Origin of the sequence: Kitasatospora aureofaciens (assembly GCF_001188955.3) — a bacterium.
GTDB classification, from domain to species: Bacteria; Actinomycetota; Actinomycetes; order Streptomycetales; family Streptomycetaceae; genus Kitasatospora; species Kitasatospora aureofaciens.
Genome location: NZ_JPRF03000065.1, coordinates 186,287 through 199,406, shown reverse-complemented (window position 1 = coordinate 199,406; position 13,120 = coordinate 186,287). Strand labels below are relative to the sequence as shown.

Here is a 13,120-nt window from a genome sequence, read left to right as displayed (position 1 = left end):
CTGACGGTACTCCTTGTCCTGTTCGGCCGGGACGGACCGGCCCGCGGACGTGATCGATCGTTCGAGTCGAGGAGTACGACATGGTGGGGTACGACGTGGCGGGGCAGGACATGGCGGGGCACGACGTGGAGCTGTGGGCGCTGGCGGAGGGCGTGGAGGCGGCGGTGCGCGTGGTCGGCGCCGGGCTGGCGGCCGGTCGGCCGACCGATCCGGCCCCGGAGCGGACGGCCGAGGAGGCGATGGCGCGGTTCGCGGCGCTGGACGGCCCGGCCGCCGCCGAACTGCGCGAGCGGCTGGGCGCACTGCGCCCGCAGGCCGGTTGGGTGCCGGAGGAACTGGACGGCTCGGTGCCCGCCGAGGGCGAGTGGTGGGTCTGCGACGCGACCGACGGCGCGGTGCAGTACCTGCTGGGGCAGCCGCACTGGGCGGTGACGGCGACGCTGGTACGCGACGGCGCGGCGGTGCTGGCCGTGGTGCACGCCCCGGAGCTGTTCGGTGCGGGCCGGACCTACCGGGCGGTGCTGGGCGGCGGGGCACAGCTGGACGGTCGGCCGATCGCGCCGCTGGAGCGGGAGTTGGCGGCCACGGTGGCCGCCACCAGCCAGCCGCCGCTGGTGGCCGTCGACCCGGTGGCGGTGCGCCGGGCCGGGGAGTCGCTGTCCGCAATGGTCGGAGCGGTGCTGGCGGTGCGCAACCTCGGCCCGACCGCCCTCCAGGTGGCCCAGGTCGGCTCCGGGCACCTGGCACTGTTCTGGCAGTACGGGCGGGACGCGGGCAACCTGCTGCCCGGGGCGCTGATCGCGAGCGAGGCGGGCGCGGCGGTGACGGACGCCACCGGGGCGGCCTGGACGGCCGACTCGGACAGCGTCCTGGTCGCCGCGCCCGGCCTGCACGCGGACGCGGTGGGAGTGCTGCGGGCGGTCAGCTGAGCTGGAAGAGGGCGGCCGCGTTGTCGTGGCAGACCGCCCGCAGCCACTCCTCCCCCAGCCCCAGCCCGGCCAGCGCCTCCAGCTGGTGGACGTACCGGTAAGGGATGTTGGGGAAGTCGCTGCCCAGCAGGACGCGCTCGCGCAGCCCGCGCAGACGCGGCAGTTCGTCGCGCGGGAACGGGTCGTCGGCCTCCGCGAAGTCCGTGAACGCCATGGTGGTGTCCAGCCGGACGGCCGGGTGGCGCTCGGCCAGGTCGAGGAAGTCGCGGTACTCGGACATGCCGAGGTGGGCGACCACCAGGACCAGGCCGGGGTGCCGGTCCAGCACCGCGCCGATCGGCCCGGGGCCGGTGAACTTGCCCGGCACCGGCCCGGATCCACAGTGGGTGACCACCGGGGTGCCGGTGTCGGCGAGCAGGCCCCAGACCTCGTCCAGCCGGGCGTCCGTCGGGTCGTAACCGCCGACCTGGAGGTGGGCCTTGAACACTCGGGCGCCCTCCTCGACCGCCCGCGCCACGTAGCCGGCCGCCCCGGGTTCGGGGAAGAAGGTCGCGGTGTGCAGGCAGTCCGGGGTGCGGGCGGCGAAGTCGGCGGCCCAGGCGTTCAGCCAGTTCGCCATGCCCGGCTTGTGCGGGTAGAGCATGGACGTGAAGGCCCGGACACCGAAGTCCCGCAGCCGCTGGAGGCGTTGCTCCTCGGCTTCGCGGTAGGTGATCGGCCAGGGGCGGTTCACCAGCGGGCCGGCCGCGTCGAAGTACGCCCAGACCTTGTCGAGGACGTTCTTCGGCATGAAGTGGGTGTGCACGTCGACCAGCCCGGGCAGTCCCAGGGACTGCCAGAACTCCCTCACGGCCGCGGCCTCTTCGCTGCTCACGCGGGCGCCGGGTTCGCTACTCACACGGGCACCGGGTTCGATGCTCACGCGGGCACCGGGCGGGCGCGGTCGATGATCTCCCCGGTGTCGACGCCGGCCGGCAGGGTGCCGAAGGCGGCGCCGCGGTCGCCGCCGAGCCGACCGGCGCAGAAGGCGTCGGCCACCGCCGGGCTGCCGTACCGGACCAGCAACGAACCCTGGAAGGCCAGTGCCATCGACTCGACCAGCCGCCGCGTGCGGTACTCCAGGTCGGACAGGTCGCTGAGCTGCTTGCGCAGTTCGGCGACTGCGGCGTCCAGTCGGCGGTCCGCGCCGGCCGCCGCGTCGAGTTCACCGAGGAAGGCCTCGACCGTCTCCGGGCGCTTGGCCATGGCGCGCAGGGCGTCCAGGGCGGCGACGTTGCCGGAGCCCTCCCAGATCGACACCAGCGGCGCCTCCCGGTAGAGCCGGGGCATCCCGGACTCCTCGACGTAGCCGTTGCCGCCCAGGCACTCCAGCGCCTCGGCGGCGTGCGCCGGACCGCGCTTGCACACCCAGTACTTGGCCACCGCAAGGCCCAACCGCCGTACCAGCGCCTCGGTCTCGTCCCCGGCGAGGGCGAGGTCGGTGGCCCGGGCGAGCCGCATCGCGACGGTCGTGGCCGCCTCGGACTCCACCACCAGGTCGGCCAGCACGTTGCGCATCAGCGGCTGGTCGACCAGCGCCTTGCCGAACGCCCGCCGGTGCAGGGCGTGGTGGACGGCCCTGGTGGCGCCGTAGCGCATGCCGGAGGCGGCACCGATGGTGCAGTCCAGGCGGGTCATGTTGACCATCTCGATGATGGTCGGCACGCCCCGGCCCTCCTCGCCGACCAGCCAGCCGACCGCGCCGTCGTACTCCAGCTCGGCGGAGGCGTTGGACTTGTTGCCCAGCTTGTCCTTGAGCCGCATCAGGTGCAGGCGGTTGCGGCTGCCGTCCGGGAGGACGCGCGGCAGCACGAAGCAGCTGAGACCGCCGGGGGCCTGGGCGAGCGTCAGGAAGAGGTCGGACATCGGCGCCGAGGTGAACCACTTGTGCCCGGTGAGCCGGTAGGTGCCGTCGGCGTGCGGGGCGGCGGTGGTGGTGTTGGTGCGAACGTCCGAGCCGCCCTGTTTCTCGGTCATCGACATGCCGGCGATCAGCCCGCGCTTGGTGTGCGGCTCGCGCAGGCCGAAGTCGTACTCGGTGGCGGTCAGCAGCGGCTCCAACTCGGCGGCCAGGGAGGGGCTCTGGCGCAGGGCCGGGACGGCGGCGTAGGTCATCGAGATCGGGCAGGTGTGGCCGGCCTCGACCTGGCTCCAGACGAAGAACTTGGCGGCGCGGGCGGAGTGGGCGCCGGGGCGCTCGTCCCGCCAGGGCGCGGCGTGCAGGCCGTACGAGACTGCGGTGCGCATCAGCTCGTGCCAGTACGGGTGGAACTCGACCTCGTCGATCCGGTGGCCGAAGCGGTCGTGGGTGCGCAGCACCGGCGGGTTCTCGTTGGCCAGCCGACCCCAGTCGGCGGCCTGCTCGGAGCCCGCCAGGCGGCCGAGTCCGCGCAGTTCGGGCTCCGCCCAGCCGGCGCCCGCCCGGTGCAGGGCGGCGAGCAGGGTGGGGTCGGCGGCGGTGTCGTGGCCGTACGGCAGGGGCACCTGGTTGGTGACCTCATGCGTCGCTGTCATCGCGTCCTCCCAGGGCACGCAGGGTGAAGGAGACCAGGGCGGGGACCACCGTGGTGTTGTCGCTGTGCGCGGGCGCGGGCGCGGGCTCGTGAGCGGGCGCGGGCGCGGGCTCGGCCGCGAGCGGGCCGGCCAGTGCCTCGCCGACCGCGCCGACCAGGGCGGCGGCGGTCAGCACCGGATCCTGCTCGGGGAGTTCGCCGGCCGCCACGGCGGCGGCGATCTCGGTGGCGATCACGTCCCGGAACGCCCGCCGAAAGACCAGGCGCTCACCGTCCACCACCGCGTCGGCGGGCTCGACCAGCAGAGCGTAGGCCAGCCGGGGGGCGCGCAGGGCGCGGGCGGCGAAGGTCTCGACCACGGCGGCGATCCGCTGCTGCGGGGCGTCCCGGCGGGCGACGGCGGCGTTCACGGCGGCGATCTCGCGGGTGACCACCCGGCGGAACAGCTCCACCGACAGCTCGGCCTTGTTGGCGAAGTGCTGGTAGAGGCTGCCGGTGGCGATCCCGGCACGGTCCGCCACGGCGGCCATGGTGCAGCCGCCGTAGCCGCGCTCGGCGAGCAGGCCGACCGCCGACTGCAGTACCGCCTCGCGCTGGGCGTCCAGGCGGGCTTGGACGGCGGGGGTGCGTCGGTAGGCCATGGAAGCATTGAAGCACTGATTCACTGCTTCGGGGAGAGGGTGGATGCGAGTGGCCGTCGCCCCACCCGAACGGCGGGAGGCCGCCCCGTGGCGGGGCGGCCTCCCGGTGCTGCGGAACTGCTACCGGGGTTACAGCGGGCGGCGCTCCTGCTCCAGCCGCTGGCCCTCGACGTCGAGCGGACCGAACGGCGCTCCCACCTGCGGCGACTTGGCGAGCGAGCGGGCAGCCGCGGCGGCCTGGTCGTCCAGACCGGCCCACTCCAGCACCTTGGCGGTCGCCTCCGCCGACTGCTCGGCCGGCAGCTTGCCGATGTTGGAGCCGTGGTTGCCGCCGGGCACGACGTAGACGTAGCTGTCGTCGCTGCCCCGGCCGAGGCGGAACGGCTTGGCACCCCAGGGGTCGTTGCCGCCGTAGACGAACATGATCCGCTCGCCCTCGCGCTTCACCCAGCGGTCGATGTCGGGCATCGCGTACGGGTTGAAGACGGTCGGGATCTCCTTCGGCACGTAGGAGCGGGCCGAGTAGAGCTCCTTGTAGTCGTAGTGCAACTGGTCCTTCAGGTACGAGACGTCGAAGAACGGCGCACCCAGCTCGGTCGCGGCCTGGTAGTAGTACGCGGTGTACTTCGCCAGCGACTGGTCGCTGTTGCCGGTGATGCCCGACTGCGCGTCGTACCAGGCGTACAGCTCGTCGTCGGTCGCGGTGGCGGCCACCGGGACCTTCGCGCAGTCCGCCTCCAGGCTGTACTGCCAGAACGCCCAGACCACGTCGAGCACGCCGGCCTCGTAGGCGCGGTCCGGAGTGCCGAGGGTGTTGAAGGTCGAGCCCGCCGCCTTGTTGTCGGCGATGTAGCGGGGCTCCAGGCGGTCGCGGCGCACCAGCAGCTCGCGCTGGGCGGCGTTCAGCTTGGCGCGGCACTCGGGGGTGCCGACGTTGCGGAAGAAGTCGGTGTAGGCCGAGTAGTCGTTGACGTCGGTGTTGTTCGGCGCGACGTAGGCGATCGTGCCCGCCACGTCGTCCGGGTAGAACCGGCGGTAGAAGGTGGAGGACATGCCGCCCTTGCTGGCCCCGGTGGAGAGCCACTCCTGCTGGTAGATCCGCTTGAGCGCGGTCACCAGCTTGTGCGAGTCGGCGGCCTGCTGGCGGATGCCAGCCTTGGACCAGTCGGCCGGATCGGGGCGCGAGGGCGTGAAGAAGCGGTACTCGATGGAAACCTGGTTGCCGTCCACCAGCCGGGTCGGCTCGGTGCGGGACGGGGTGGTGCCCAACGTGTAGCCGTTGGTGTAGAAGACGGTCGGGCGGTCGTAACCGCGGTGCAGCACGCTGAAGCGCTGCTGGAAGGTGCCCAGCCAGGGGCGGAAGTGGTCGATCGGCTGGGTGTAGGTGGCCAGGAAGTAGCGGTGGCCGGTGGTGGTGGGCTGCTCCCCGGTGATGGTCACCCCGGGGATCGCCGCCAGCCGGTCCTTGATGTCGGCGTTCGGGTCGTCGGCGGGGCTCCGGCCGTGCGCGGCCGCGGCCGCCTCGCTCCCCTGGCCTGCGGTCGCGGCCGCGGCCGGGGTGGCCAGGCCGGTGATCGCGAACATCGGTATCAGCAGGACGGAGACCAACAGCCTCTTCAGCTTGGTCGTCATCAACTCTCCATCTGATCAACGGACATGACAGCTGCCTCGTCGGCATCACACTGCGGTGCGGGTGGTACGCCGGCCGCCCGGGGACGGCCGAATGGGCCACCCGCCTGGTGGCGGGCGGCCCATCGGGGGAAGGTGCTGGTCAGGGGGGGTTTTCCTCGGTTCCGTCGGCTGCTGGGTGACCGCCCGCTGAAGGGGTGCGGCGCGGGCGGTCGGGTGGGGCGGGTCGGGTCGGGTCGGACCGGGTCGGACCGGGTCGATCGTGGTGTCCGAATCCGGCGCGGACGTCGGTGGCCTCACGGGCGACGGTCCTACGGTCCGCGGCCTTACGGTCCGCGGCCTTACGGGCGGGGCAGGGTGCAGCCCGCGAGGGTGAGGTCGAGGCGGTTGCCGGGGCCGAAGCAGGCGGGGATGCCGTAGGTCTCCTGGGCGTAGCCGATGCCCTGGTGGACCGTGACCCCGCCGTTCTCGTCGACCTCGCACGGGTTGTCGAGAGTGCAGGACTCGCCGTTCTCGTTGATCGTGTTGTTCACCGCGACGAGCCGACCGGTCGAGGTGTCGACCACCGGCGAGCCGGAGGTGCCGCCGATCACGTTGCAGCCGGAGGTGTAGCGGACCGAGTCCTTGAAGGTCCAGTCGGCCTCGTTCAACTGGTAGGCGAAGCCGTCGATCGAGCAGGAGTAGATCTTCTTCCAGTAGCCGGAGACGACCCGGATGTCCGCACCCTGGGTGGGGTGGGTGTCGGCGATGGTCAGCGGCGAGATCCCGTACTTCGACTTGATCGAGGCGTAGTTGGTGTTCAGCTGGTAGATCGACACGTCGGTGTCGGTCATGGCGCCGTAGACCACCTTGGTCGCCCGGAGGGTCGCGAGGCGACCACCGGTGGGGTTGAGCAGGGTGAAGGTCCGGCTGGAGGGCTGGTCGAGCACCACTTCGCCGGGGCCGGGCATGCCGGACTCCAGGCAGTGGCCGTTGGAGAGCACCAGGGCCGGGTCGGTCGCGGCCGAGTTCGGCATCCGCACCAGCGAGCCGGAGCAGTTGCTGAGCGCGACCGTCCCGGCGAAGTTGACGGTGACCGCCTTGGCCGCCGGGGTGGCGGCCTGAGCGGAAGCCTGGGCCGGGGCGGAGACCTGGGCCGGCGCGGCGGCCTGGGCCGGCGCGGCACCGACGAGGGCGGAGGTGCCGGCGGCCAGGAGCGTGGCGAGCATGCCTATGAGCGGCTTCTTCATGAGAGACCTCTCGGTGTGGGGGTCCCCCAAAGCTGTCGCGGACATGACTTACTGTCAAGGGTCAAAACCAGAACAAGAAAGCACCCCCCGACCGCGCGGACCGGGAAGCCCCTCAGTGGCCCGGGGCGCTCAACTCCCCTGCCAGTGACGCCGACCGAGGCTGATCAGGCGCAGCTGCAGTCGGGCAGTGGCGGCGATCCGCCGCTCGCGGGCCGGATCCACCTCCTCCTGGGCCTCCAGGAAGGCGGAGGCCGTCGACACCATGTGGTCCACGTACAACTCGGCGAGCATCCGCAGGTCCTGCTCGCTCCAGCCCTGCGAGACCGGCTGGAGCGCCAGGGCGGAGCCGACCTCGGCGGCGAAGCGGCCCAGCTCGGCGTCGATCGCCTCACGCACCCGCCGGACCCCGCCGTGCCGCTCGCGCGCCAGGAAGCGCACGTGCGGCCGGTGCTCACGGACGTGCTGCCGTATCACCTCCACCGCACGGTCGATCAGCTCCTCGGCGCCGTCGGCCTCGGCGAGCACCGAGCGGATCATGACGTGCAGGCTGGCCAGCGACTCCTCGACCAGTACGACGCCGAGGGCGGCGAGGTCGGGGAAGTGCCGGTAGAAGGCTGCGGGGGACAGCCCAGCCTCCCGGGTGACCTCGCGGACGCCCAGGCTCGCCAGGTTCTGATCGGCCAACAGGTGCAGACCCGCGTCCATCAAGGCCCGTCGACTCTGCTGCTTCTGGGCCTGCCTGGCCCCAACGGTGTGACTCACGCCATTCAGTAAACAGTCGTTTGCCGAACTTGGCCAGCGGGCGTACAGTGGGACTCGAAGTCAGCGAACACTTGTCAACCGAAATCGGCGCAGTAGCAGCCTCAGCTGAAGGAGCCAGCCGTGATCCTGTTCTCCGCACTGGTCGCCATGGGAGTCCTGATCGGCACCGCCGCCCACCTCCCCCTCCCGGTGTTCCTCGCCGCCTCCGCCGCCATCACCACCTGGCTGCTCGCCTTCGGCGCCCGCGAGGGCATCGCCCGACTGCGGCACCGCTGACCCGGGCAGCCGCCTTCCCGTCCACTCCTACTGAGAGGACCAGCACCGTCATGAGCACCGCCACCGACCGCGGCATCACCGACCCCGCCGGCACCGACCGCCGGCGCACGGCCGAGGCCGAGGCCGACAGCCTGGCCGTCGCCTCCTTCCTCCTCGGCCTCCCGGGCCTACTGCTCTTCAACATCGTCCTGGGGCCGATCGCCATCACCCTGGCCACACTGGCCCTGGTCCGCGGCACCAGCCGCCGCGGCCGCGCCTTCCTCGGGCTGGCCCTCGGCATCGCCTCGCTGGCCATCCTCGCCGTCACCACTGCCACCTCCCACGGTGTGCTCATCGACGTCAGTTCCTGATCCGAGCTCACCTCACTCCGCATCGACTCGTCTCGTCTCACCTCGGCTCACCTCGGCTCCCCCGCGTCCGCGTCGAACAGCTGATCGCGACAACCCGGCCCACAACCCCCGCCCGCCACGTAGGGTGGCCACATCGGCCGGGTGAACCCAGGGGGCAGGAGTGAGTACCGAGATCCGCAGCGACGCGCAGTCGACGCCCAGCGGGACGGGCGAGGGCGGGCGACTGCTCGCGGTGAGCGATCTGCACATCTCCTACCAGGAGAACCGCGACCTGGTGGAGAAGCTCAAGCCCACCCACCCCGACGACTGGCTGCTCGTCGCCGGGGACGTCGCCGAGCTCACCACCAGCATCGAGTGGGCGCTCGGCCTGCTCGCCGAACGCTTCGCCCGCGTGGTGTGGGCGCCCGGCAACCACGAGCTGTGGACCCACCCCGAGGACCCGGTCCAGCTCCGCGGTGTGGCCCGCTACGACCACCTGGTGGAACTGTGCCGCGCCCTCGGCGTCGTCACCCCCGAGGACCCGTACCCGCTCTGGCAGGGCGCCGGCGGACCGGTCAGGATCGCCCCGCTCTTCCTCCTGTACGACTACTCCTTCCGTGCCCCGGGCACGGCCACCAAGGAGGAGTCCCTGGCGGCCGCCTACGAGAGCGGGATCGTCTGCGCGGACGAGCGGATGCTCCACCCGGACCCGTTCCCGGACCTCGACTCCTGGTGCCGCGAGCGCGTCCGGCTGACCGAGCAGCGGCTCGCGGCCTGCGACCCGGATGTCCCGCTGGTCCTGGTCAACCACTACCCGCTGGTCCGCCACCCCACCGAGGTCCTCTGGTACCCCGAGTTCGCCCAGTGGTGCGGCACCGAGCTGACGGCGGACTGGCACCGCCGCTTCAACACCGCCGCGATGATCTACGGACACCTGCACATCCCGCGCAAGACCAGCTACGACGGAGTCCCGTTCGAGGAGGTCTCGCTCGGCTACCCGCGCGAGTGGCGCAAGCGCGGCCTGCCGGACCCGCTCCTGCGGGAGGTGTTCCCGCAGGCCGCGAGGTCCTGAGCGGAGCGGCGCGGGGGTTTCTCCCTCCTGTCCCGGCTTCACCTCCGACTCCTCCTGGTCCTCCTAGTCCGTCGCGATCGCCCGCAGCACGTCCAGCCGCGCCGCCCGGCCCGCCGGGCGGAGCCCGGCCACGGCTCCCGCCAGCAGCCCGGCCAGCAGGACCACGACCAGTTGCTCGGGCGGTATCGCGAACGAGCCCGTCCCGGCGCTGTCCGAGGCCTCCACCAGCGCCCAGCCGAGGAAGGCGCCGAGCCCCAGCCCGCCGACCGTCCCGAAGGCCGCCACCAGCACCGACTCCCAGCGGACCATCCCGCGCAACTGTCCCCTGGTCTGACCGACCGCCCGCAGCAGCCCCAGCTCCCTGGTCCGCTCGTGCACCGCCAGGGTCAGTGTGTTCGCGATGCCCAGCAGCGCGATCAGCACCGCCAGCGCCAGCAGCGCGTAGACCACCGAGAGCATCGTGTCGACGCCGGAGGCCGCGGTTTTGGCGTACTCGGCCCGGTCCTGCACCTGGGGACTGCCGAAGGGGAGCAGTGCCTTGGTCACCGCCGCCTTGCCGACGCTCAGCGGGACGCCGCCACGGAGCCCGACCGCGACCATGGTGTCCGCGTCCTGGACCCGGTGCGGGGCCCAGGCCTGCCTGGTTATCAGGTAGTCCCCGGCCAGCGTTCCGCCCTCGTACAGCGCGCGGATGGTGAACGGCCCGCTCGCTCCGTCGGTGAAGCCCACGGTGACGGACTGTCCGAGCTTCCAGCCGTTCTGCTGCGCCTCGCTGCGCGAGACCGCGAGCCCGTCCGTGCCGAGCGCGTCGAGCGAGCCGTCGACCCGGCCGAGGTCGACGATCCCGGACAGCCGGGCCGGGTCGGTGACGTCCAAGGTACGGCCGTGCCCGTCGATCCGGGCGACGCCCCGACCGAGCCCGACCGTCTGCCGCACCTCGGGCAGGGCCGCCAGGGCGTCCGCCACCTTGGGGCTGATCCCGCTGCCGCCCGCCCCGAACGAGGCGGTGGTGACGGCCAGGTCACCCGCGAAGGACTTGCTCACCGTGTCGTCCAGGGTGGCCTTGATCGACGCCCCGAAGACGGTGAACAGGGTGACCACCGCGACGCCGATCATCAGCGCGCTCGCCGTGGCCGCCGTCCGGCGCGGGTTGCGGGCCGCGTTGCGCCGGGCCAGTACGCCGGAGACCCCGCGCAGTCCGGGCAGCGGCGCGCCCAGCACACGGACCGCGAGGGCCGCGGCGACCGGGCCGAGCACCACCGTGCCGGCCAGCACCGCCAGTGCCCCGCCCGCCGTCAGCAGGACCGACGGACCGTCGGTGGCTCCCAGGACGGCCACCGGCGCTCCCCCGGCCAGCAGCACTCCGCCGAGCACCACCCGGACGGCGCCCGCCCTGCCCTGGGCCGCCCGGTCGACACCCGCCTCCCGAAGGGCGGCCAGCGGAGCCGTCCGCCCGGCCCGGAGGGCCGGTAGCAGCGCCGAGCCGACCGCGACCAGCGTCCCGACCAGCAGCGGCAGCAGTACGGCGGCCGCGCTGATCACCATGCCTCCGGTCGGCAGGGCGAAGCCGAGCGTCGAGAACAGCGCCTTGAGGCCCGCCGCCACCCCGATCCCGCCGAGCAGCCCGCCGAGCGAAGCCAGCAGGCCGACCGCCGAGGCCTCGGCGAGCGTCGCCCCCAGCACCTGGCCGCGCACCGCGCCGAGCGCCCGCAGCAGCGCGTTCTCCCTGGTGCGCTGGGCGACCACGATGGCGAAGGTGTTGTGGATGGTGAAGGTCGCCACCAGCAGCGCGATCCCGGCGAAGACCAGCAGCAGCGTGGTGAACATGCTCAGGAACCGCCCGGACAGCTGCTGGGTGCTCTCCTGGGTGGCCGCCGCTCCGGTGACCGCCTGGACGCCGGAGGGCAGTTGCGGGCCGATCCGGTCGGCCAGCTCCCGCTGGGAGATCCCGCCCGCGGCCCGGACCTGGATGGAGCTGGCCTGCCCCGCGCCCTTGGGCGTGAGGTGGTGCTCGGCGTCCGTGAAGGTCATGGCGGTGAAGGTGCTCGGCCCCATGCCGTCCGCGTTCGCCCCGAAGGTGGCGATGCCGACGACGGTGACCGGCACCGGATCGGGGGTGCGCAGCACGGTGGTCGAGCCGACGTACAGCCCACCCGTCTTCGCCGCGCCCCGGTTGATCACCACCTCGCCCGGGGCGGCCGGTGCCCGGCCCTCGGCCAGCCGGTAGGGGTTCAGCCGACCGTCGGTGAGCCAGTTGCCCGCCAGGGTGGGCGGGCCCTGGCCTCCGATCGGTTTGCCGTCGCTGCCGACGAGTTGGCCCGCGCCCTGGACGGACGGCTCGGCGGCCGCCACTCCGGGGATCGTGCGCAGCCGGTCGGCGAGTGCGACGTCGACCGGGGCCCGCACCCCGCCGGCCGAGCCGGGGGAGTCCAGGACGTCGGCGCTGCGGACCACCACGTCGGTGCCCGCGTTGGCGTCGGCGAAGAGGGTGTCGAAGTTGGCGCGCAGGGTGTCCCCGAGCACCATCGTGCCGGTCAGGAAGCTGACGCCGAGCAGGATGGAGAGCAGGGTGCCGGCCAGCCGACGCTTGTGGGCGCGCAGCGAGCGCAGGCTGAGCCGGAAGGTCACCGACGTCATGACCGCCTCCGTTCGAAGGCCTTCATCCGGTCCAGCACCGAGGCGGCGGTCGGCCGCTCCATCCGGTCCACCAGTCGGCCGTCGGCGAGGAACAGCGCCTCGTCGGCGAAACCGGCCGCCGTCGGATCGTGGGTGACCATGACCACGGCCTGCCCCATCTCGTCCACCGCGCGGCGCAGCAGGCCGAGCACCTCGGTGCCGGTACGGGAGTCGAGGTTGCCGGTCGGCTCGTCGGCGAAGACCACCTGGGGGCGCCCTGCCAGCGCCCGGGCCACGGCGACCCGCTGCTGCTGGCCGCCGGAGAGCTCGCTCGGGCGGTGCTGCAGCCGGTCACCGAGGCCGACGACCTCGATCAGCGACTCCAGCCAGGCCTGGTCGGGAGCGGCCCCGGCGAGGTCCAGCGGCAGGGTGATGTTCTCCCGGACGGTGAGCGTCGGCACCAGGTTGAAGGCCTGGAACACGAAGCCGATCCGCTCCCGGCGCAGCAGGGTGAGCCGCCGGTCGTTCAGCGAGCCGAGTTCGGCGTCGCCGATCCAGGCGCTGCCGGCGGTGAGCGTGTCCAGCCCGGCCGCGCAGTGCATCAGGGTGGACTTGCCCGAGCCGGACGGCCCCATGATCGCGGTGAACCGCCCGGCCGGGAACTCCACCGTCACGTGGTCCAGCGCCCGGACCTCGGTGCCGCCGACGCCGTAGATCTTCACGGCGTCGGCGACCCGCGCGGCGGTGCCCCTTACGACGTCGAGGGTGGTCACCTGGCGCCACCGCCCCCGGGGACGTCCTTCGTCGGCTCCGTCAGCACGGCCCGCTTGGCGCGGTACTCCTCGGCGTCGATGTCGCCTTCTGCGAAACGGCGGCCCAGGACGGCGAGCGGGTGCTCCACCACGCCCGGGGCCCCGGCGCCGAACCCGGTCCCGAACCCGCAGGCGCCGTACCGCCGCCACACCGACCGGCGCAGCATCGTGATCACCAGAACCACCACGGCGATCCAGAACAGGGGCACCAGCAGGATCCAGGCGCCCGGCCCGTGCCAATCTGCCAGTTGTGTGTACATCGTGGTTCATCTC

General features: G+C 72.8%; 13 protein-coding genes. 4 read left to right on the top strand and 9 right to left on the bottom strand.

Features of this window, described 5'->3' with window-relative positions; genetic code table 11:
* Positions 1-80 precede the first annotated feature (80 nt).
* Positions 81-929 (top strand): inositol monophosphatase family protein, encoded by an 849-nt coding sequence (locus HS99_RS34010; protein WP_223886079.1) that lies wholly within the window; start codon positions 81-83, stop codon positions 927-929.
* Here the strand turns inward: HS99_RS34010 and HS99_RS34005 are convergent.
* From HS99_RS34005 to HS99_RS33980, 6 genes are all read right to left on the bottom strand, one after another.
* Complete coding sequence (locus HS99_RS34005; protein ID WP_030555543.1) at positions 922-1,803, bottom strand: amidohydrolase family protein; 882 nt, start codon at positions 1,801-1,803, stop codon at positions 922-924. The two genes, HS99_RS34010 and HS99_RS34005, sit on opposite strands and share 8 nt — an antisense overlap.
* A 44-nt stretch (positions 1,804-1,847) precedes the next feature.
* Positions 1,848-3,482 carry an acyl-CoA dehydrogenase family protein gene (locus tag HS99_RS34000; RefSeq protein ID WP_030555541.1) on the bottom strand — a complete coding sequence of 545 codons (1,635 nt, stop codon included), beginning with the start codon at positions 3,480-3,482 and terminating at the stop codon, positions 1,848-1,850.
* Positions 3,466-4,122, bottom strand: a complete 657-nt coding sequence (locus HS99_RS33995) for a TetR/AcrR family transcriptional regulator (protein ID WP_030555539.1) — start codon at positions 4,120-4,122, stop codon at positions 3,466-3,468. Before HS99_RS33995 ends, HS99_RS34000 begins: the two co-directional genes overlap by 17 nt.
* Before the next feature lie 129 nt (positions 4,123-4,251).
* A complete protein-coding gene (locus tag HS99_RS33990) occupies positions 4,252-5,754 on the bottom strand; it encodes a S28 family serine protease (RefSeq protein WP_046386698.1) in 1,503 nt (500 codons plus the stop codon).
* Positions 5,755-6,092: 338 nt separating this feature from the next.
* Positions 6,093-6,980 (bottom strand): S1 family peptidase, encoded by an 888-nt coding sequence (locus tag HS99_RS33985; RefSeq protein ID WP_030555535.1) that lies wholly within the window; start codon positions 6,978-6,980, stop codon positions 6,093-6,095.
* A gap of 129 nt (positions 6,981-7,109) precedes the next feature.
* Positions 7,110-7,742, bottom strand: a complete 633-nt coding sequence (locus tag HS99_RS33980) for a TetR family transcriptional regulator (RefSeq protein WP_030288724.1) — start codon at positions 7,740-7,742, stop codon at positions 7,110-7,112.
* Positions 7,743-7,862: 120 nt separating this feature from the next.
* On the opposite strand from HS99_RS33980, the gene HS99_RS45445 reads away from it, so the two are divergent.
* The 3 genes from HS99_RS45445 (at position 7,863) to HS99_RS33970 (ending at position 9,419) form a co-directional block, all read left to right on the top strand.
* Complete coding sequence (locus tag HS99_RS45445) at positions 7,863-8,018, top strand: hypothetical protein (protein ID WP_157846532.1); 156 nt, start codon at positions 7,863-7,865, stop codon at positions 8,016-8,018.
* 50 nt (positions 8,019-8,068) lie between these two features.
* Complete coding sequence (locus tag HS99_RS33975; RefSeq protein WP_046386699.1) at positions 8,069-8,368, top strand: hypothetical protein; 300 nt, start codon at positions 8,069-8,071, stop codon at positions 8,366-8,368.
* Between the two features lie 160 nt (positions 8,369-8,528).
* On the top strand, positions 8,529-9,419 hold the full coding sequence (locus HS99_RS33970; RefSeq protein ID WP_094743017.1) for a metallophosphoesterase family protein: 891 nt from the start codon (positions 8,529-8,531) through the stop codon (positions 9,417-9,419).
* Positions 9,420-9,482: 63 nt separating this feature from the next.
* Here the strand turns inward: HS99_RS33970 and HS99_RS33965 are convergent, their stop codons facing one another.
* The 3 genes from HS99_RS33965 to HS99_RS33955 are packed head-to-tail and all read right to left on the bottom strand — an operon-like array spanning position 9,483 to position 13,107.
* Positions 9,483-12,056, bottom strand: a complete 2,574-nt coding sequence (locus HS99_RS33965; RefSeq protein WP_030555533.1) for an FtsX-like permease family protein — start codon at positions 12,054-12,056, stop codon at positions 9,483-9,485.
* A complete protein-coding gene (locus HS99_RS33960) occupies positions 12,053-12,808 on the bottom strand; it encodes an ABC transporter ATP-binding protein (RefSeq protein ID WP_030288732.1) in 756 nt (251 codons plus the stop codon). The genes HS99_RS33965 and HS99_RS33960 overlap by 4 nt, the downstream gene beginning before the upstream one ends.
* Positions 12,805-13,107, bottom strand: a complete 303-nt coding sequence (locus tag HS99_RS33955) for an SHOCT domain-containing protein (RefSeq protein WP_030288734.1) — start codon at positions 13,105-13,107, stop codon at positions 12,805-12,807. Before HS99_RS33955 ends, HS99_RS33960 begins: the two co-directional genes overlap by 4 nt.
* Positions 13,108-13,120: the final 13 nt, after the last annotated feature.

Bases quoted from the DNA above. Each gene is read 5' to 3' on its own strand.
- HS99_RS34010 (WP_223886079.1), top strand. From the start codon at position 81: ATGGTGGGGTACGACGTGGCGGGGCAGGACATGGCGGGGCACGACGTG.
- HS99_RS34000 (WP_030555541.1), bottom strand. From the start codon at position 3,482: ATGACAGCGACGCATGAGGTCACCAACCAGGTGCCCCTGCCGTACGGC.
- HS99_RS33995 (WP_030555539.1), bottom strand. From the start codon at position 4,122: ATGGCCTACCGACGCACCCCCGCCGTCCAAGCCCGCCTGGACGCCCAG.
- HS99_RS33990 (WP_046386698.1), bottom strand. From the start codon at position 5,754: ATGACGACCAAGCTGAAGAGGCTGTTGGTCTCCGTCCTGCTGATACCG.
- HS99_RS33985 (WP_030555535.1), bottom strand. From the start codon at position 6,980: ATGAAGAAGCCGCTCATAGGCATGCTCGCCACGCTCCTGGCCGCCGGC.
- HS99_RS33975 (WP_046386699.1), top strand. From the start codon at position 8,069: ATGAGCACCGCCACCGACCGCGGCATCACCGACCCCGCCGGCACCGAC.
- HS99_RS33965 (WP_030555533.1), bottom strand. From the start codon at position 12,056: ATGACGTCGGTGACCTTCCGGCTCAGCCTGCGCTCGCTGCGCGCCCAC.
- HS99_RS33955 (WP_030288734.1), bottom strand. From the start codon at position 13,107: ATGTACACACAACTGGCAGATTGGCACGGGCCGGGCGCCTGGATCCTG.